Origin of the sequence: Brassicibacter mesophilus, assembly GCF_050433385.1 — a bacterium.
Classification (GTDB): domain Bacteria; phylum Bacillota; class Clostridia; order Tissierellales; family Proteiniboraceae; genus Brassicibacter; species Brassicibacter mesophilus.
In genome coordinates this window covers 55,190-75,218 of record NZ_JBNPXI010000006.1, presented here as the reverse complement: position 1 = coordinate 75,218, position 20,029 = coordinate 55,190, and the positions used below count along the sequence as shown (strand labels likewise).

The following is a 20,029-nucleotide window of genomic DNA, read 5'->3' as shown; positions in this document are numbered from 1 at the left end:
TTATGAAAGAAAAGGAGGTATGAATCAATGAATTCATTTCAAGAGCAAGATTATGATAAACGATTTGACATAGGGTTATGGAAAAAACTATTACACTATGCAAAACCATATAAAGATTCATTGTTTAAACTAGGATTCGTGATGATAGGGGTTGCAGGAATAGATGCTATTTTTCCACTGATGACTAAGTATGCCATAGATAACTTTGTTGTTCCAGGTAATCTTGATGGATTAGCAAAGTTTGGATTAGGATATATAGCTTTAGTTCTTGTTCAGGCAATAAATATATGGTTTTTTATAGCAATAGCTGGAAAGGTTGAGACGGGAGTATGCTACACTATAAGAAAAGTGGGATTTGAACATTTGCAAAGGCTATCATTTGCCTATTATGATAAAACACCTGTAGGGTGGCTTATGGCAAGAATGACTTCTGATATACAGAGGCTTGGAGATACTATAGCTTGGGGGCTAGTTGATTCAGTATGGGGATTGACAATGATGCTAGCTATAACTGGAGTAATGTTTTATTTGAATTGGAAGCTTGCGCTGATTGTTTTACTTGTAATGCCAATACTTGCAGTTATAAGTGTATATTTCCAAAATAAAATATTGAAATCCTATCGACAGGTTAGAAAAATAAACTCGAAAATAACTGGAGCGTTTAATGAAGGAATAATGGGAGCGAAGACCACAAAGACATTAGTACGTGAAGAAGAAAACTTAAATGAGTTCGAAGTTATTACTACAGAAATGAAAAACTCATCAGTAAGAGCTGCAGTATTTTCGTCACTATATTTACCAATAGTATTAGCACTCAGTAGTGTAGGAACAGGATTAGCACTATGGTATGGAGGAAGAAACGTAATGATTGGAGCATTAAGCTATGGTACTCTTGTAGCTTTCATATCTTATACAGTACAATTTTTTGAACCTGTGAGAGAGTTAGCCCGTATTTTCGCAGAGATTCAATCAGCACAAGCTTCTGCAGAGAGAGTATTATCAATGATTGATACAGAGCCTGATATTAAAGATAATGAAAAAGTAACTAGACGATATGGAGATTCATTAAATATAGATAAAGGTAAATTACCTGATATGGAGGGTAATATAAGCTTTAAAAATGTTTCATTTTCATATAAGTCAGGTGAAAAGGTACTTGAAAATTTCAATCTCGATGTAAACGCAGGAGAAACAATAGCTTTAGTAGGAGAAACAGGATCTGGTAAAAGTACAATAGTAAATCTTGCCTGTAGATTCTATGAACCAACAGAAGGACAGATATTAATAGATGGAGTAGATTATAAAGAAATGCCACTACAATGGCTTCATTCCAATTTAGGATATGTTTTACAAGCACCTCATCTTTTTAGTGGAACTATAAAGGATAATATAAGGTATGGAAGACTAGACGCAAGCGAACTAGAAATAATCAAGGCAGCAAAGCTAGTAAACGCTCATGACTTTATTAAGAAGCTAGAAAAAGGCTATGATACTGAAGTAGGTGAAGGTGGAAACAAGCTGTCTACGGGAGAAAAGCAGCTTATATCATTTGCTAGAGCTATTCTAGCTAATCCAAGAATATTTGTTTTAGATGAAGCTACTTCATCTATTGATACTGAAACTGAACAAATTATCCAAGGAGCAATACAAAAAGTATTAACAGGAAGAACTAGCTTTATCATAGCTCATAGATTATCTACAATACGTTCAGCAGATCGTATTCTTGTAGTAAGAAATGGCAAGGTTATTGAGGAAGGAAATCACAATCAGCTTATTAAAAACAAAGGTTATTATTATAGACTATATACAAATCAATTTATGGAAGAGCAGGAAGCAAGGGTTTTGAAGTCATAATAATAGAATGTAATAAAAGCCATTCATCTTTGAAACAATAATAGAATAATACAAAGATAAATGGAGGTTGTTATAAATGGATAAGTTTTTTATGACATTAGAAGAAAAAAGAGTTATATTAAACTCCTTTAACCAACTAATTGAAGTGAAGGATGAAAAATCTGGATATTCATATTACTTGAATGATAATGATGAACTTAAACTTGTCGCTAAAGATTTTAGTAGTTCAGGAAATGGATATGTATATGGAAAAGAAGTAAATGAGTATTCAAATCAAGTAGATAATGAAGGTTGGGTGAATGTAAAAGATTTTTCAGCAAAGAAATTTAGAGACATTCTACACAAAAGCGTTGATTCACAGCTAATGTAGATTTACAATATGAAAATTAGATATAATTTACAAACTAAAAAAATTGCGGTTGTTTAATCGTAATTTTTTTATGTGATAAATTTACAAACATATAGCAATTTTAAAAATTAATAATAGAATAAAAGCACAAAAATACAAAATACGACAATTAATATCATAAAATGTATTGTAATTTTATTTACTTTCTGAGAAAATCATATTAGGTACTTTCAAAATTTGTGAGAGTTATTGTCTTTTGATGAAGGGTGGTGAACTACATAAAAATAAAGTTATTTGTGGTCCTTAATATTGTTTTATTATTTCTTATAAGTCCGTATACATACGCTATAGAGGATGATATCAAATTTATGACTTTAGACTTGCAAGATGGATTATCTCAAAGCACTGTAAGCGCTATTTTGCAGGATAGCGAAGGCTATATGTGGTTTGGGACACATGATGGATTAAATAAATACGACGGATATAAGTTTACTGTCTATAAGAACATACCTTTTGATAACAGCTCTATTTCTGACAATCATATTACTTCCTTATATCAAGATAAAAAAGGAACAATATGGATTGGAACTAATAATGGTTTAAATAAGCACAACGTACATACAGGAAAATTTGAGCATTACTTTAATGAAGAACACAATCCTTATAGTATAGGTGATAACAAAGTAATAACTATATTTGAGGATAATGATAGTGTTCTTTGGATTGGAACATATGGAGGGGGATTAAATAAGCTGGATAGAGAGACAGACCAGTTCACTAGATATAATAACGATCCCCAGAATTCTACAACTATAAGTGATAATCGTATAGTTGTAATAAGACAGGATAGAGAAGGAACACTATGGATAGGTACTGAAGATGGTCTTAATAAATTTGATAAAAATACTGGAGAATTTACTGTTTATAGAAATGATCCAAACGATCCTAACACTTTAAGCAATGATTCAATATATGCTATATATGAAGATAATAAAGGACAGCTATGGATTGGAACACATGACGGTGGACTAAACAGATTTGAAAGACAAACAGGTAAATTCATAAGATACAATGATGGGAATAATAGACAAAACAACTTAAAAGCTCATAGGATACAATCGATATATGAAGATAGTAACGAAAACATTTGGATAGGCACAGATGGTCTTGGTTTAGTAAAGTATGATAGAGAAGCAGAGCGGTTTATTAGCTATGTAAAAGAGCCTGATAATCAATATAGTATGAAAAGTAATGATGTTATTTCTATATACGAAGATAACTCGGGAATAATATGGGTAGGAACATATGATGCTGGAGTCAGTAGGTTTAACCCAAAACAAGTTTTTCTACATTATAAAAAAGAAGAAGACTTACCTAACTCTTTATTAAATGATGATGCAGTATTTTCTATATATGAAGATAAATCTGATATATTATGGATTGGTACATATGATGGTGGCTTAAGCAGGGTTGATAGAAAAAACAATAAGATTAAGCACTATACATATAATGCAAAGGACGTTAAATCAATTAGTGCAAATAGAGTTTATTCCATATATGAAGATAAAAATGGAATATTGTGGATAGGTACTGAAAATGGTCTTAATAGATTTGATAGACAAGCAGAAAAGTTTAAACGATACACTACTGATGATACTAATCCTAGCTCAATTATAGATAATAAAGTAACTTACATATATGAAGATTCGAAAAACGACTTATGGATTGGAACAAAGGGCGGTCTAGAGCTATTTGATAGGGAAAAAGAAACATTTACTCATTTTACAACTTTGAACAGCGATATAAGTAATGACTATGTGAGATATATTTATGAGGACAGCAAAAAGAACCTTTGGATAGGAACTGTAGGCGGAGGACTTAACCTGTTTGATATACATAATAATACGTTTAAATCCTATACCAATGATCTTAATGACAGTAATAGTATAAGTCACAATAGTGTTAAGTGCATTTATGAAGATAGAAAAGGACGACTTTGGATAGCTACAAACAACGGTTTAAATATATTCGATTCTAATAATCAAAGTTTTAAGGTATATTCAGAAAAAAATGGACTTCCTAATAATTTTATTTATGGTATATTAGAGGATAATGATGAAAACTTATGGCTAAGCACTAACAATGGAATATCAAGATTCAATCCTGATACCGAGTCATTTACTAATTATACTGTAATGGATGGATTGCAAGGAAACGAATTTAATGCCAATGCTTTCTTTAGAAGTAAGAGTGGAGAAATGTTCTTTGGCGGGCTAAATGGGCTAAATGCTTTTCACCCAAGCAGGGTTAAAAATAGTGAAAAGGCCTCTGATGTTATAATAACTGATTTCAGAGTTTTTGATAAACCTAGAAATTATAGTGATGAAATCAGATTATCATACAAAGAAAATTTTATCTCATTTGACTTTGTTGTAATAGATTTTAAGAATCCTTCAAAAAATCAATACGCTTATATGCTTGAAGGCTTTGACAAAGACTGGATATATTCTGGTACTAGGCACTATGCCAGCTACACTAACCTAGATGGTGGAAACTATGTATTTAAAGTTAAAGGAGCAAATAGTGATGGAGTATGGAGTGATACTGAAGCAACAGTAAAGGTTAGTGTTGACATGCCGCCATGGAGGACGTGGTGGGCGTATTGTATGTACGCATTACTATTAATAGGATTATTGTTTTTTATTGTTAACTATGTAAACATTCTAGAAATCCAAGTTCATGAAAGAACATCAGAGCTTAATAAAACTAATGAGCATTTGTTAAACGAAATTAATGAGCGTATGAAAGTCGAGTTAGAACTTAAGAAAAACATCAAGGAAAATGAAAGACTATATAATGAAATCATCGAAAATGAAAGATTTAAGAATGATTTCTTTGTAAATCTTTCACACGAATTAAGAACTCCTTTAAATGTCATTTTAAGCACATTACAATTATCTGAAGTTTATGTAAAGAAGGATGATACAGTTAAATTAGTGGACAATATTAAAAATCATATATTTATTATCAAGAAAAATTGTTTTAGGCTGCTAAAAGTAGTAAATAATCTTATAGATGTAACTAAGATTGAGGCAAAACAATATAAGCTAAATCTTGAGAAAACAGATATTGTCTATTTAGTTGAAGAATTAGTATTATCCATGAAGGAATATGCAAGTCAGAAAGAATTAAATCTAATTATAGATACTGATGTAGAAGAGAAGCTAATAGAATGCGATCCTATAGAAATAGAAAGAGTAGTATTAAATATTGTATCAAATGCTATAAAGTTTACACCTAGAGGAGGAAATGTCTGGGTAAATATCTATGGAGAAAGTGAAAATATGGTAAGGATCTCTATTAAAGATGACGGTATAGGTATACCAAAAGATAAGCAAGACATAATATTTGAAAGATTTAAGCAGGCGGATGATAATCTTTCAAAATCAAATGGTGGCAGTGGAATAGGTTTAAGCTTAGTGAAATCTCTTGTAGAATTACACGGAGGAACCATAAGGGTAGTGAGTGAAGAAAATAAAGGTAGTGAATTTATTATAGAGCTACCAGTTCAAAATGATGAATTTCCTAAAACCTTTAAATCAGAGACATGTTCTACTAGAGCAGATAATTCAGGAATAAACAATATAAATATTGAAATGTCTGAACTTTAGATAAAGCCCTTTAAAGGGCTTTATCTACTTCTATTTGTTCTTGTCAATTAGCTGCTTTTCTCCTAATTCCACTAGTCTTCTTGTCATATTTCCACCAACGCTACCTGCATAAAAAATATTTTGTACAGACTCATCTATACTACCACTATTATTTGTAAAATTATTCGTGATTCCTAGTTCATTTGCTATTTCCAGTTTCATCTGATTAAGAGCACTTATAGCATTAGGGTCTACAGGGTTTCTACTCAAAAAAATCACCTCTTCAAATATGTTTATATATTTAATATTATCTTTTGCATTATCATCATAAGGATACAAGGCAAATTAAGGATAAAAAAATTATATTGTATATATTATCTAATGTATATTCAGGCACTTCAGTTTTAAGTGTAAATATAGTATAATTGTATTTGAATGAGGAAAACGTTATCAAGATAGTTTTAGGAGGTTATCAAATGAAAAAGATAGATATAAAAGAGAATATATTTTTATATGAATTCAATGATAATAATATAAAAACTGATTTCAATATTAACATAACAGCTATTGTTGATGGGAACAGAGCATTAATAATAGACACTGGATACGAAGAGCAGGCTCGACTAGTGAAGAAGGACTTGATGGATAATGGCATAAGTGTAGAACTTGTAGTCTTATCTCATTATCATCCTGACCACATAAGTGGATGTAAAGTGTTTAAAGGATGCAGCTTTATTGGCAGTAAACTTTACAAATATAACCTTGAGAGATGTAAAGTATGGTTTCCAGATGAAGAATTTATTGAGCCAAATATATTGATGGGTGAAAAAGGAGGACTTAAGTTTGGTACCCATAATTTGAGTTTTATACATACACCTGGTCACTGTAAATGCAGCATTAGCACAGTAATAGATTATGAAATAATACATGTTGGAGATTTAATAATGAAATCCCATAACGGTAAGGACATGATTCCGTATATTTCAGATGATGGAAATTTTAAAGAACATATTGAAAGCCTTAACATGGTTGCTGAATTAGAATATAACATAGTTATACCTTCTCATGGTGAAGTTTTGTATGACAAGAAAAAAATAAAGGATACAATATTTGATAGAATATATTATTTAAAAAAAGTAGATCAGTCAAAAGGCAAATTGGCACTAGAAGATTGCTTAAGACAAAGCATAGAAAATTACGAATCATTAAGATATCATAGTATTAATATAAAACAATTAGTTTAATAGAACAATTAAACAGGGCTCAAATTTATTGAATTTAAGCCCTGTTTCTGTTTATAGTTTAGTCACTTATTATCATATTAATATCAAGTAGTTTTTGCTGTAACTCAATTAGCTTATTTTTTAGTTCATCGTAATCAGTTTTTAATCGCTTTTCATCAATCATTAAATCAGTTTTTGTAACAAGACTTTCAAATTGATCATAAACCTCTTGAAGCTCTTCCTTGATACTTTCTTTAAGCTTAATTGCTTCCATCAAGTTTTTACCGTTACTTTCTATCATATCTTCTTTTATTTCATAAGAGTATCCCATAGTAGGTATAATAGTTTTCACATTGAACTGAGTAGATATTAGTTTTGCTAGAGCTTCTGAAGAATTATCCTCACCATGAACTATAAAAATCTCCTTTGGAAGCTTCTTAAATCCTTTAACCCAGTCGATTAATCCTACTTGATCAGTATGTCCTGAAAAGCCTTCTATGCTATGAATTTCAGCATCTACAACAATATCTTCACCTAGAATTTTTACTTTTTTAGATCCATCCTTTAATATTCTTCCTAAAGTACCTTCAGCTTGATAGCCTACGAAAATAACACTATTCTTCTTTTTCCATAGATTATGCTTCAAATGATGGCGTACTCGCCCAGCAGTACACATTCCACTAGCTGAGATAATTACTTTAGGAAATGAATAATTATTTAGTCTCATAGATTCTTCTTGGCTTTTTACATAGTGAAGATTTTCAAATTCAAATGGATTGTCACCATTTAATATAAGCTTCTTCGTTTCATCATCAAAGCAATAGGAGTTTTTTTGAAAAATTTCAGTAGCAGATACAGCCATAGGACTATCAATATATATAGGTATTTTCATAAATGTTTCTAGTTCATCATTATACTCATAATACTTATTAAGCTCATATATTAATTCTTGAGTTCTACCTACTGCAAACGATGGTATGATCACAGTACCGCCTCGCAGTACAGTTTCATTAATTATATCTGTTAATTCTTCAACTCTTTTATTTACATTCTCATGAATCCTATCACCATATGTCGATTCCAAAATCAAATAATCAGCTTCTTCTATATATTCAGGATCTTTAATTATAGGTCTGTCTTTCATTCCTATATCACCAGAAAATACTATCTTCACTGCTTTGTTATTTTCATTAATCCAAAGCTCTACTATAGATGAACCTAATATATGGCCGGCATCCTTGAACCTGATTGATATGTCTTCGTTGATTTTTATTTTTTGGTCATATAAAGCGGGACTAAAGTATTTAAGACTTAGTGCTGCATCTCTTGCAGTATATAATGGTTCAATAAGCGGTTTTCCAGCTCTCTTTCTCTTTCTATTTTCCCATTCTGCGTCAGACTCTTGTATATGTCCACTATCCACTAGCATTATTTCGCATAAGTCGCTAGTTGCTTGTGTACAAAATATTTTTCCTTCAAAGCCTTCTTTTACTAGCTTAGGGATTCTTCCACTGTGATCAATGTGGGCGTGACTCAAAATAACAAAGTCAATTTCTGATGGATTGAATTGGAAATCTTCATAGTTTAATTTTTCTAGCTGCTCACTTCCTTGAAACATACCACAGTCAAGAAGAATTTTATATTTATTAGTAGTGATCAAGTAGTTAGAACCTGTAACAACCTTTGCAGCACCTAAAAATTGTATTCTCATAAAAGTAACCCCCTATACTGGCTTTTTATTATTATATCATATTCATTGAATATTTCTGAAAAAAGATTGTAATTATTCAGAATCTTTGGCGAGTATTATTTCTATCATTAGCAAATAATATAATAATAATTTAATGGAGGAATGAAATGACCAAAGAGGTTATTACTGAAAGACAAGGAATTGGACTTGTTGCAATGCTAATAATAGGAACATCGGCCATATATACTTTAGCTTTTGAAGCAGGTAGGGATTTATGGATAGCTAATATATTATCTATTGGCATGGCTTTTATTATAGGACTTATTTGTGCTAAGATAAATAGGATATTTCCTGGAAAAGATTTATATGAAATTCTTGAGATATGCTTTGGAAATGTTATAGGTAAGATAATAAGTATATTATATACTTGGTATTTTATACATGATGCTGCTGAAATAGCTAGGAATTACTCTACGTTTGTGACTACAGTTTCAATTCCTGAAACTCCTTTTATAATAATAGTGATGTTTTTAGTTCTTCTTTGCACATTTGTTATTCGTGATGGCATTGAAACTTTGAGTAAGGTGAATGAAGTTTTTATAATTGTTTTTATATTTTTTGTTTTAATAGGCGCAATATTGTTATTACCTAAAATTCATCCTGAAAATATTAAGCCAGTTTTGTATAATGGAATGAGACCTGTATTGAAAGGAGCATTTTCAGCATTTTCATTTCCATTTGGAGAACTTGTTATTTTTATAACGGTTTTTTCTCATCTTAGAAATGTAGATTCATCTACTAAAATTTATTCTTTTGGACTATTATTAGGGGGTATTATATTAATCATAATTTCTATATTTGATTTATTAGTTTTAGGTGTATCTAATGCTTTAGTGGAATTATATCCATCATATTCAACTTTTGCTAAAATAGACATAGGAAATTTTCTACAAAGGCTTGAAATAATATCAGCAATTTTCTTTTCATTAGGTACTTTTATAAAGTTGAGCATATATTTATTAGTAGCATGCAGAGGAATAACAGGGATATTTAAACTTTCTGAGTATAGGTCTATTGTAACTGTAGTAGCACTAAATATTGTTAATCTTTCATATGCAATGTATGATGGGACACTTGAATATTTTGAATGGTCACATGAAATATGGCCATATTATTCAGCATTATTTCAGATAGTTTTAGTAATTATTTTATTGTCTGTATCATTTATAAAAGGAAAGAATAAAAATCTGGTGCGTAGAAGTATTTAAGATAAATTAGTATAAAAAACATGTAGCCTATTTTAAATAAATACATATTGGGTAATATCATATTAGAATATGATAAAAGTGGGGGAGAATATGGTCGAGCAAAACAACTGTGTAAAAGTAAGAAATGTACTTCTAGGAATATTACTACTAAATATACTTGTTGCAACAGCCAAAATAATATATGGAATAATAACTAAAACGTCAAGTATGATAGCTGACGGATATCATTCATTTTCTGATGGTACATCAAATATTGTTGGACTAGTAGGGATATGGATAGCTTCAAGACCTGCCGATGAAAATCATCCTTATGGGCATCACAAATTTGAGACATTATCAACTATTGTTATTAGTTTAATACTATTTTTTATATCTTTTAAAATTCTCATAAATGCGTATGATAGGATAAAATCTCCAGTAGCTCCTGAAATAAACTCGTTAAGCTTTATTATAATGGTAGTTACTTTAGTAATTAATATATTTGTTACAACATATGAAGCAAAAAAAGGGAAAGAATTAAAAAGCAGTATTTTAATATCTGATGCCATGCATACTAGAAGTGATATTTATGTTTCAATATCAGTAATAATAAGCTTGATAGCAGTTAGATTTGGACTTGTTTTTATCGATGCAATAGTAGCAGCAGTGATTGCAATATTAATTATAAAAGCTGGACTAGAGATATTAATACCAGGAATAAATGTTTTATCAGATGCTAAAATGATAAATTCTGAAAAAATATACGAGCTTGTTATGAAGGTTCCTGAGGTAAGGTATTGCCATAAAATTAGGACTCGGGGTAAAGAAAATCATATTATGATAGACCTTCATGTTGGTATAAACAAAGATTTCACACTTGAATACTCTCATAGACTTGCACATAACATTGAAGATATGCTAAAAGAACAATTGGAAGGCGTGAGTGAAGCTATTGTACATTTAGAGCCAGTTGACACGCTAGACAAATAGTTTAAAAAAAGTCATATGACTTTTTTTAAACTATCCCTTGTTCCATCATAGCTTTTGCTACCTTCATAAAACCAGCAATATTTGCACCTGCTATGTAGTTTCCAGGTACACCATATTCCTTAGCAGCATTGTCTGTTGCTTTAAAAATATTAATCATTATGTCGTTAAGCTTTTTGTCTACTTCTTCAAAACTCCAAGATAGCCTTATACTATTTTGTGACATTTCAAGTCCTGACACAGCTACACCGCCAGCATTTGCAGCTTTTGAAGGAGCTACTAATACATTATTTTGCAGGAAAAGTTTTAATGCATCAAGAGTACAAGGCATGTTCGCGCCCTCACCTATGGCAATAACACCATTCTCAATTAGCTTTTGAGCTTCTAAAGTATCTATATCATTTTGAGTTGCACAAGGAAGTGCGATATCACATTTTAATGACCACATATTATTTTGCCCCTCGTGATACTCTGCTTCAGGATGATATTTTGTGTATTCGCTAATTCTTTCACGTTTTACTTCTTTTATTTGTTTTATCGTTTCGATATTAATTCCATTCTTATCATATACGTATCCATTAGAATCACACATAGCAACTACATTAACACCAAACTCCTGAGCTTTTTCACATGTATATATTGCTACATTCCCAGAACCAGAAATTATTGCAGTTTTACCACTGATGTCAATATTATTAGCAGAAAGCATTTCTTTAACAAAATAAACAACACCATAGCCAGTTGCTTCTTTCCTAGCAAGAGAGCCTCCAGAGCTCAATCCTTTTCCTGTTAGAACTCCAGCTTCATAGCTGTTTTTAATTCTTTTATATTGGCCAAATAAGTATCCTATTTCACGAGAACTTACTCCAATATCTCCAGCAGGAATATCAGTATCCTGTCCTACATGCCTATATAATTCTGTCATAAAGCTTTGGCAGAATTTCATGATCTCTCTGTCTGATTTACCCTTAGGGTCAAAATCTGAACCACCTTTCCCTCCGCCTAAAGGAAGTCCTGTAAGTGAGTTTTTAAATATCTGTTCAAATCCTAGAAATTTAATTATTCCTAGATTTACTGATGGATGGAATCTAACGCCTCCTTTATATGGCCCGATTGCACTGTTGAATTGAACTCTAAATCCTTTATTGACACGTACTTTGCCATTATCATCTATCCAAGGAACTCTAAATATTATTTGTCTTTCAGGTTCAACCAATCTCTCAAGTATACCTTCGTCAATAAACTCAGGATGCTTTTCAATAACAGGTTCAAGAGATTGCAACACCTCTTCTATAGTCTGATGAAATTCTGTTTCTCCTGGATTTTTCTTTATAACTTCATTGATTACATTTTCTACTACTTTCATGGCATCATCCCCTAAATAAGTATTTATAAATAATTTATTAATAATTATACATGAAATATAACAAAAATCAACAAAAAATTGTGAATTATTAAAAAATTTATTTCGTTTCATATATAAATAAGATTAGCTTTTTAGAGTATTATGCTTCGGCAACAAGGTTATTATACTTAGTAACAGACAGTACATAGATAGAGATAATATATCTTACTAAAAACAGTTTAGAACAGTGCCATAAACAATAAAAATTTTGAATATAAATTTGCATCATAATATATTGACAGAATATTTTTTACATGATAGCATTAGTTATAGGATATCAGATGTCAGACAAGTGAAGGGAGAAAATTAAATATGAAAATAAAGGAAAAATCTATTCCCTTAAGTCAGAAAGCTAAGGAAAAGATTATAGAATATATTAGAGAAGAAGGTCTTCAGCCTGATGATACGTTACCATCGGAGGCAAATCTTATGGATATGCTAGGGGTAAGCAGATACACAGTAAGAGAGGCATTGGCTCTTCTTGAGCAGGATAAAATAGTATATAAAATACAGGGGAAAGGTACTTTTGTAAACAAAAGACCAGTTCAAATTGAGAGTGGACTTGAAAAGCTGGAAAGTATTACTGAGATAATAGAAAGCTTTGGATATGATCCAGGAACAGAATGGATTGATATAAAAGAAAACGTTCCCACAAAGGATATGATAAATGAGCTTAAGATGAATGAAGATGAGAAAGTAATTACTTTTAAAAGAATAAGAACTGCAAGTGGAAAAGTGGCAGCTTACTGTGTTGATACAATAAAGAAATCAATGTTAATTGGAGATGTTCCAGAAAATGTAGACAACGAATCAATGTTTAGTTATCTTAAAGAAATGTGTGGAATGGAACCTGAATATGCTATTTCTGAGATATTGCCTACTTTCCCAACTAAGGAAATGGTAGAGCTAATGAAAATAAATAAAAAGCAGCTATTTATTCTCTTACATCAGGTTCATTATGATAAAGAAGGAAATCCTTTGATCTATTCTATGGACTATTTTAATCCAGATGTATTCAAGTTTAAGGTGAATAGAGTTAAATAAGATTTAAGCTGGTGTCTTAGTTTAAATATAATGATATAGGTAAAATAAAAGGAGGGACTTAGTTTGAGAGGACATAGTTTTAAAAAAATTAGTAAGTCGCTTTATTGCATTATAGTAGTAATGCTATTAATACTTTCTAGCATAGGAAATTCTGCCTTTGCTGAATCAAATTCTTATCTTACCAAAACAGAGGATACTTCATATTACAATTCAGAGAAAGTTTCTTTAGTAGACGAGTATAAGAATTATTTGAAATATACCTATGACATAACCGTACCGGATATAATAACACAAGAATACTTTATAAACACTATACAGAAAATATTGGACATAGACTATTCTACGATTGATACTAATATTAATACTAATGACTTAAATAAAAGATTAACATATGAAGATGCAATATCCATTACTGTTAAAGCTGCAGACTTAAAGGAGCTTGCGTATACTTATCCGGAAACAAAAGTAAAGAGTACTTTATTAAATGCAAAAATAAGCTCTTATAAGTCAGAAAAGGTTGTAAGTGATAAATTAAAAGAATTAGCAGTAGCTATTGATACTCAAATCATACCTTTAGATATGTACAGCAAATTAACAAAACTTGAAAATAGCGTTGATAGTGATTTTACTACAGTACTTTTAGGAAAATTGCTAACCTTTAGGGGTCAGTATAAAAACTATTTGGGCAACATAAGTGATCCAGACATATACAGTAAAGTGTATAAATCATGGAAGTCACAAAATCTTCTGCAAGCAGATGACTTAAGAAACATAGTAGATCAAGCGCTTAAAGAAGATATTATTACTGGATATAATGTAAAAGATATTAGATATAATCCTAACTTTGATCCAGAGCTTTCAATAACTTATGGACATACTGATATTAATCATGCTTTGCAGCTTATAGGATTGCTAAAAAGTGAAGGAATAGACGCAAAAGTACAGCTTGAACCAAAATCTTCAGCCTTTATTTATTTGAAAGAATGGGGTGAACCAGAAGAGTTTCCAGATTATCAGGTAGTTCAGATAGAAAATGGAAACTATATAGCATATTCTAAGGAATATGACATAAGCTTTGAATTTAACAATATGGAGCAAAAAAACAAGTTTCAGGATATTATATTTAGTTATGCAAAAAGAGATCAAGAGGATATGTCAGGATTGATAATTGGCTCATGGTGGCAACCTCTTTATTATTCACTTACTAACATGGAAAATTACGAGCAGATAACTAATAACTATGTGAAAAAAGATAATTTTATTGTTCAATCATTTTCTTTGAATGATAAGTCAAATGAAGTAGTAGAGGGTTTCAAGAAAATTGATCCTAATATGAAAGTAACAACCTATAAATTTTGGGTTGATAAGCCATTTTATAATTACTTAATGGGTGATTATAAATAAAGTTTAAAGTATAGTCTCACATAGCCAAAAGACACCAGCTTAATCAATTATAGATTTCAAATTTCAAGGAGGAATAATATGAATATTTTAATTAAAAATGCTTTAGTGCTGACATTGAGTGATAATGACAGAATATTAGAAAACACTAAAATAGCTATAGAAGGACAATATATTAAACATGTAGGAGAAGTACCAGCTGATTTCAAGGCAGACAGAGTGATTGATGCTAATAACAAGCTTGTTATGCCTGGTCTTGTTAACTCACATACTCATATAGCAATGTCCTTATTTAGGAATTATGCTGATGATCTTCCTTTTTGGCCATGGCTTACAGAAAAAATCTGGCCGCTAGAAGCAAAGCTTACAGCTGAGCATGTATATTGGGGATCAATGTTAAGTGTTGCTGAAATGATTAGGTCAGGAATTACATGCTTTGCAGATATGTACTTCTTTATGGATGAAACAGCAAGATCAGTAGAAGAATCAGGAATGAGAGCAAGCTTATGTAGAGGATTAGCAGGAGATGAAAATGGTGATCAAAAGCTAGAAGAGACAAGATTATTTTTTAATAATTGGCACAGAAAAGGCGACGGAAGAATAAATATATTAGCTGGTCCTCATGCACCATACACATGTAACCCCGAATATTTACATAAAGTTATTGATTTAGCTAAAGATCTTAATACTGGAGTACATATACACTTGTCTGAGAGCAAGAAGGAAGTAGAGGATAGCTATAGTAATTATGGAAAATCGCCAATAAAGCATGTATATGATATAGGTTTGTTCGAACTGCCAACAATTGCTGCTCACTGTGTTCATATATCAGACGAAGATATTGATATACTAGCAGAAAACAATGTAAGTGTAGCTAATAACCCAGGCAGTAATCTAAAACTAGGTAATGGATTTGCTCCTGTAGAAAAAATGTTAAAAAAGGGAGTGAATGTTGCACTTGGAACTGATGGCTCTTCGAGTAATAACAATTTAAATATGTTTGAGGAAATAAATTTAGCTGCGATTATAAATAAGGCAGTAAACTTTGATACAACATCTGTTCCAGCAATTACTGCATTGAAAATGGCTACTATTAACGGAGCAAAAGCTGTTGGGCTTGAAAGTGAAATAGGAACTATTGAAGCTGGTAAAAAAGCGGATATTATTTTTATAGACTTAAACAAACCACATTTCTATCCAAGATATAACTTAGTTTCTTCATTAGCATATTCAGCACAAGCATCAGATGTACATACTGTTATTATTGATGGAAAAATCGTTATGGAAAACTACGAAATAAAGACAATTGATCTAGAAAAAGTTATTTATAATGCTGAGAGAAGTGCAAAAGGATTAATCGTATAGTCAGTTTATTATCATAAAAAGAGAGGATAATGAATATATGAGAGGATTATTCTTTAATGGAGAATTGCACTATAAGGAAGATTTAGAAAAGCCAATTTGTAATGAGAATGAAAGCTTAATAAAAGTACTTTATGCTGCAGTTTGTAATACTGACAAAGAAATAATTAAAGGATACAAAGGATACAAAGGGATACTCGGACATGAGTTTGTAGGTATTATTGAAGAGTCTTCAGATTCTCTTATGATTGGTAAAAGAGTTGTAGGCGAGATTAATATAGGTTGTGGATATTGTGATTTCTGTAAAAAAGGATTTAAAAATCATTGCAGAAATAGAAAAATTGTTGGTATGAAAGATAAGAATGGAGCTTTTGCAGAGTACATTTCTCTGCCTAATCAAAATATCCACATGGTGCCTGATAATGTTTCTGATATTGAAGCTGTATTTGCAGAACCATTAGCAGCTGCTCTCCAGATAGCAGAGCAGTATCATATCAAGCCTTCAGACAAGATAGCAATAGTAGGAGATGGAAAGTTAGCTCAACTAATAGCTCAAGTAGTAAGTCTTACAGCTTGTGAACTAACTATAATAGGTAAGCATTCTGAAAAACTGCAGCTATTAAGTTCAAAAGGAAAAACAGTCCTATTATCTGATGCAAGCTTTGATAACTATTTTGATGTAGCAATAGACTGTACTGGTAATGAACAGGGGCTTATATATGCGCAGAAAATAGTAAAGGCAATGGGGACTATAATATTAAAAAGCACATATCACGATGATGCAGTATTAAATCCTACAACCTGGGTAGTAAATGAAATAAATATTGTAGGAACTAGATGTGGACCTATTGATGCTGCTTTGAGGCTTTTTGAAAGGAAACTTATATCAGTAGAACATCTGATAAGTGGATTTTATTCACTTCAAGAATATGAAGAAGCATTTAGTCCACTAAATAGGCTAAAAGCGATTTTTGACATACAAAAAGAATAAGTACTGATATAGCTAGCAAACATTCAAGGGAGGATAAAAATGAAGGAGATAAAAACAATAGAATTTAGAGATAATGTTTTGTACTTAATTGACCAAAGAAAGTTGCCAGTAGATTATGAGGTTTTTGAGTGCAAGAACTATAGAGATGTTGATTTTGCTATACAAGATATGGTAGTAAGAGGAGCACCAGCAATAGGGGCAACAGCTGCGTATGGAGCAGTTCTTGCTGCTAAGGAATTCATGAATGAAAAGAAAGAAGATTTTTTAGTTAAAATGGATGAGGCTCTTGAAGTATTGAATAGCTCTAGACCAACAGCTGTAAATCTTATGTGGGCAGTAAAGAGAATGAGAAGTGTAATAGAAGATAGCAAGAACCTAGATGTAAAAGATATATATGCAAAGATTAAAGATGAAGCAGATAAGATACTTTACGAGGACATAGAAACTAATAAAAAAATGGGTAAGTTTGGAAATGAAATAATCCCAGAAAAAGCTACAATACTGACACACTGTAATACAGGAGCCTTAGCAACTGCAGGCTATGGTACTGCACTAGGTGTTGTAAGAGAAGCATTCTATACAGGTAAAGATATATTTGTTTATGCGGATGAAACTAGACCTAGACTTCAGGGAGGAAGGCTTACCGCATGGGAATTAGTTCAGGAAGGAATACCATCTAAACTAATAGCTGATAACGTAGCGGCTACTCTTATAAGAGATGGTAAAGTTGATGTAATTTTAGTTGGAGCAGATAGAATAGCTTTAAATGGCGATACTGCTAATAAAATAGGAACATTTATGCTATCAGTAGTGGCTAAAGCCTATAATGTACCCTTCTATATAGTAGCACCTACTACAACTATTGACTTCGATATTGAAACAGGAGAAGAGATACACATAGAAGAAAGAGGAAGTGAAGAGGTAACACATGTTGGAGGTATGAGAGTAGCTCCAGAAGGTATAGATGTATATAATCCTGCATTTGATGTTACACCAAATGAAAACATTGCAGGTATAATTACTGAAAAAGGCATTATAAGAGCTCCATTTAAAGATAACATACTTAAATTAAAGTAGAAGGGGGAATAATTGTGGATACTGCCATAGGAGCAAATATTGATTCTAACGCTGTTTCTATTGAAAACTTAACATTTAGATATAAAGATCAAAAGGATCAAAAAGCAATTAAGGATATCAATCTAGATATCCAAAAAGGTCAGTTTGTTGTAATCATGGGCCCTAGTGGTGCTGGAAAGTCTACCCTAGCAAATTGCTTGAATGGATTAATCCCTCACTTTATAAAAGGAGAGTACAATGGTGAAGTTAACATAAATGGGAAAAATGCAAAAGAATTTACTGTAAGTAAAATGGCAAAAGAAATTGGACTTGTATTTCAGGATTTTGAATCACAGCTATTTTCTACTAATACTAAACTTGAGATAGCATTTGGCCCAGAAAATTTCCACGTAGATAGAGAAGAAATACAGAGAAGAATTGATAAAGTTCTAAAAACTGTAAAGCTAGAAGGCTTTGAGGATAGACAACCATCTACTTTATCAGGCGGGCAAAAACAAAGACTCGCCATTGGTTCTATATTAGCTTCACAGCCAAATATTATTTGTATGGACGAGCCTACTACAGATTTAGATCCAGTTGGTAAACTAGGTATTTTTACTATAGCTAAAGAGCTGCATGAAGACAAGGATCTTACATTAATAATAATTGAACACGAAACTGAAGAAGCTCTTAATGCAGATAGACTTATAATAATGGAAAATGGTGAAATTATCAGAGATGGTAAACCTCAAGATGTTCTGAAAGAGATTGAACTGACTGATAAGATAGGGATAATGTCTCTACAAGTACCTAAATTTTTTTCAGAAGTAACTACATTGAAAAAAGACGAACTTCCGTTGACTCCTCAAGAAGGGTATGAAAAGTTTCAAAACCTAGGATTAAGAATGGATGAGGTAAAATATAACGAAATACTTCAAAAAGATAAAGATAGAGAAAACAAATATGGTGATGTTTTAATAGAGGTTAAAGATTTGGAACATACATACCCCAATGGTAAAAAAGCATTGAGAGGAGCGAACTTGCAGGTAAGAGAAGGAGAGTTTCTCGCTGTACTTGGTCATAATGGAAGCGGAAAAACTACACTAGTTAAACATTTAAATGGACTCCTTATACCTACAGGAGGAAGTGTTTTAGTAAATGGTAAGAACACAAAAAGTACAACAATTTTTGAAATAGGAAAAGATATTGGATACGTATTCCAAAATCCAGATCATCAGATATTTGCCGATACCGTATATGAAGAAGTAGCTTTTAGTCCGAAGATAAGAGGATGTTCCAAAGAGGAAATAGACAAAAGAGTAAAAGAGGCTCTTAAGTCTGTTGACATGGAAGGATATGAAGATGAAGACCCATTTTCATTAACTAAAGGAGAAAGACAGCGAATCGCAGTTGCATCGGTTTTATCTGCTAGACCAAAAGTAATAATTCTTGATGAGCCAACAACAGGGTTGGACTTTAAAGAGCAAAGACAGATGATGGAGCTAGTTGAAAAGCTTAATGAAGATGGACATACAATAATTATGATTACTCATACTATGTGGGTAGTTTCTGAGTATGCTCATAGAGTAGCAGTAGTAAAAGACGGAGAAATAACTATGTATGGAAATACTAGAGAAGTGTTTAAAAATGAACAAGAATTATTAGATTCTTACTTAAAAACGCCACATATAGTTAATCTTAGTAATAAACTTGGCAAAACAATTCTCTCAATTGATGAGATGGTTAGATGCACTAAGGAGGTGAAATAGG

General features: G+C 31.5%; 15 protein-coding genes. 12 read left to right on the top strand and 3 right to left on the bottom strand.

Annotated features, from left to right (window positions below; translation table 11 throughout):
• Positions 1-27 precede the first annotated feature (27 nt).
• The 3 genes from HNR33_RS08815 to HNR33_RS08805 all read left to right on the top strand — a co-directional run bounded on the left by HNR33_RS08815 (position 28) and on the right by HNR33_RS08805 (position 5,874).
• Positions 28-1,854 carry an ABC transporter ATP-binding protein gene (locus HNR33_RS08815; protein WP_429082454.1) on the top strand — a complete coding sequence of 609 codons (1,827 nt, stop codon included), beginning with the start codon at positions 28-30 and terminating at the stop codon, positions 1,852-1,854.
• Between the two features lie 76 nt (positions 1,855-1,930).
• Positions 1,931-2,224: a hypothetical protein gene (locus HNR33_RS08810; RefSeq protein ID WP_429082452.1), complete on the top strand. Its 294-nt coding sequence runs from the start codon at positions 1,931-1,933 to the stop codon at positions 2,222-2,224.
• Positions 2,225-2,571: 347 nt separating this feature from the next.
• Entirely contained in the window at positions 2,572-5,874 is a 3,303-nt protein-coding gene (locus HNR33_RS08805) for a ligand-binding sensor domain-containing protein (protein ID WP_429082449.1), read from the top strand.
• Positions 5,875-5,904: 30 nt separating this feature from the next.
• Here the strand turns inward: HNR33_RS08805 and HNR33_RS08800 are convergent, their stop codons facing one another.
• On the bottom strand, positions 5,905-6,123 hold the full coding sequence (locus tag HNR33_RS08800; RefSeq protein WP_429082448.1) for an alpha/beta-type small acid-soluble spore protein: 219 nt from the start codon (positions 6,121-6,123) through the stop codon (positions 5,905-5,907).
• Between the two features lie 206 nt (positions 6,124-6,329).
• On the opposite strand from HNR33_RS08800, the gene HNR33_RS08795 reads away from it, so the two are divergent.
• Entirely contained in the window at positions 6,330-7,097 is a 768-nt protein-coding gene (locus tag HNR33_RS08795; protein WP_429082446.1) for an MBL fold metallo-hydrolase, read from the top strand.
• A gap of 58 nt (positions 7,098-7,155) precedes the next feature.
• Here HNR33_RS08795 and HNR33_RS08790 read toward each other — a convergent pair whose 3' ends face one another.
• The gene (locus HNR33_RS08790) at positions 7,156-8,787 is read right to left on the bottom strand and encodes an MBL fold metallo-hydrolase RNA specificity domain-containing protein (RefSeq protein ID WP_429082444.1); all 1,632 of its coding nucleotides are present in this window, start codon (positions 8,785-8,787) and stop codon (positions 7,156-7,158) included.
• A 146-nt stretch (positions 8,788-8,933) separates the two neighbouring features.
• Here HNR33_RS08790 and HNR33_RS08785 point away from each other — a divergent pair, with 146 nt between their 5' ends.
• Positions 8,934-10,034, top strand: a complete 1,101-nt coding sequence (locus HNR33_RS08785) for a GerAB/ArcD/ProY family transporter (RefSeq protein WP_429082442.1) — start codon at positions 8,934-8,936, stop codon at positions 10,032-10,034.
• Positions 10,035-10,124: 90 nt separating this feature from the next.
• On the top strand, positions 10,125-11,003 hold the full coding sequence (locus HNR33_RS08780; protein WP_429082439.1) for a cation diffusion facilitator family transporter: 879 nt from the start codon (positions 10,125-10,127) through the stop codon (positions 11,001-11,003).
• Between the two features lie 25 nt (positions 11,004-11,028).
• On the opposite strand, the gene gdhA is transcribed toward HNR33_RS08780, so the two are convergent.
• Positions 11,029-12,366, bottom strand: coding sequence for an NADP-specific glutamate dehydrogenase (gene gdhA / locus HNR33_RS08775; RefSeq protein ID WP_429082437.1), 1,338 nt, complete (start codon positions 12,364-12,366; stop codon positions 11,029-11,031).
• Between the two features lie 351 nt (positions 12,367-12,717).
• On the opposite strand from gdhA, the gene HNR33_RS08770 reads away from it, so the two are divergent.
• The 6 genes from HNR33_RS08770 (at position 12,718) to HNR33_RS08745 (ending at position 20,028) form a co-directional block, all read left to right on the top strand.
• The gene (locus tag HNR33_RS08770; protein ID WP_429082436.1) at positions 12,718-13,449 is read left to right on the top strand and encodes a GntR family transcriptional regulator; all 732 of its coding nucleotides are present in this window, start codon (positions 12,718-12,720) and stop codon (positions 13,447-13,449) included.
• Positions 13,450-13,512: 63 nt separating this feature from the next.
• Complete coding sequence (locus HNR33_RS08765; RefSeq protein WP_429082434.1) at positions 13,513-14,853, top strand: hypothetical protein; 1,341 nt, start codon at positions 13,513-13,515, stop codon at positions 14,851-14,853.
• 78 nt (positions 14,854-14,931) lie between these two features.
• Complete coding sequence (locus tag HNR33_RS08760; RefSeq protein ID WP_429082433.1) at positions 14,932-16,215, top strand: amidohydrolase; 1,284 nt, start codon at positions 14,932-14,934, stop codon at positions 16,213-16,215.
• 37 nt (positions 16,216-16,252) lie between these two features.
• Positions 16,253-17,203, top strand: a complete 951-nt coding sequence (locus HNR33_RS08755) for an MDR/zinc-dependent alcohol dehydrogenase-like family protein (protein WP_429082430.1) — start codon at positions 16,253-16,255, stop codon at positions 17,201-17,203.
• Positions 17,204-17,242: 39 nt separating this feature from the next.
• Complete coding sequence (gene mtnA / locus HNR33_RS08750; protein ID WP_429082427.1) at positions 17,243-18,280, top strand: S-methyl-5-thioribose-1-phosphate isomerase; 1,038 nt, start codon at positions 17,243-17,245, stop codon at positions 18,278-18,280.
• A gap of 14 nt (positions 18,281-18,294) precedes the next feature.
• Positions 18,295-20,028 (top strand): ABC transporter ATP-binding protein, encoded by a 1,734-nt coding sequence (locus tag HNR33_RS08745; protein ID WP_429082425.1) that lies wholly within the window; start codon positions 18,295-18,297, stop codon positions 20,026-20,028.
• The last annotated feature ends 1 nt before the right edge of the window (position 20,029 follow it).

Excerpts from the sequence above, each read along its gene's own strand:
- HNR33_RS08770 (WP_429082436.1), top strand. The coding sequence starts at position 12,718 with ATGAAAATAAAGGAAAAATCTATTCCCTTAAGTCAGAAAGCTAAGGAA.
- HNR33_RS08780 (WP_429082439.1), top strand. The coding sequence starts at position 10,125 with ATGGTCGAGCAAAACAACTGTGTAAAAGTAAGAAATGTACTTCTAGGA.
- HNR33_RS08785 (WP_429082442.1), top strand. The coding sequence starts at position 8,934 with ATGACCAAAGAGGTTATTACTGAAAGACAAGGAATTGGACTTGTTGCA.
- HNR33_RS08760 (WP_429082433.1), top strand. The coding sequence starts at position 14,932 with ATGAATATTTTAATTAAAAATGCTTTAGTGCTGACATTGAGTGATAAT.
- HNR33_RS08805 (WP_429082449.1), top strand. The coding sequence starts at position 2,572 with ATGACTTTAGACTTGCAAGATGGATTATCTCAAAGCACTGTAAGCGCT.
- mtnA (WP_429082427.1), top strand. The coding sequence starts at position 17,243 with ATGAAGGAGATAAAAACAATAGAATTTAGAGATAATGTTTTGTACTTA.
- HNR33_RS08815 (WP_429082454.1), top strand. The coding sequence starts at position 28 with ATGAATTCATTTCAAGAGCAAGATTATGATAAACGATTTGACATAGGG.
- HNR33_RS08795 (WP_429082446.1), top strand. The coding sequence starts at position 6,330 with ATGAAAAAGATAGATATAAAAGAGAATATATTTTTATATGAATTCAAT.
- gdhA (WP_429082437.1), bottom strand. The coding sequence starts at position 12,366 with ATGAAAGTAGTAGAAAATGTAATCAATGAAGTTATAAAGAAAAATCCA.
- HNR33_RS08810 (WP_429082452.1), top strand. The coding sequence starts at position 1,931 with ATGGATAAGTTTTTTATGACATTAGAAGAAAAAAGAGTTATATTAAAC.
- HNR33_RS08790 (WP_429082444.1), bottom strand. The coding sequence starts at position 8,787 with ATGAGAATACAATTTTTAGGTGCTGCAAAGGTTGTTACAGGTTCTAAC.
- HNR33_RS08755 (WP_429082430.1), top strand. The coding sequence starts at position 16,253 with ATGAGAGGATTATTCTTTAATGGAGAATTGCACTATAAGGAAGATTTA.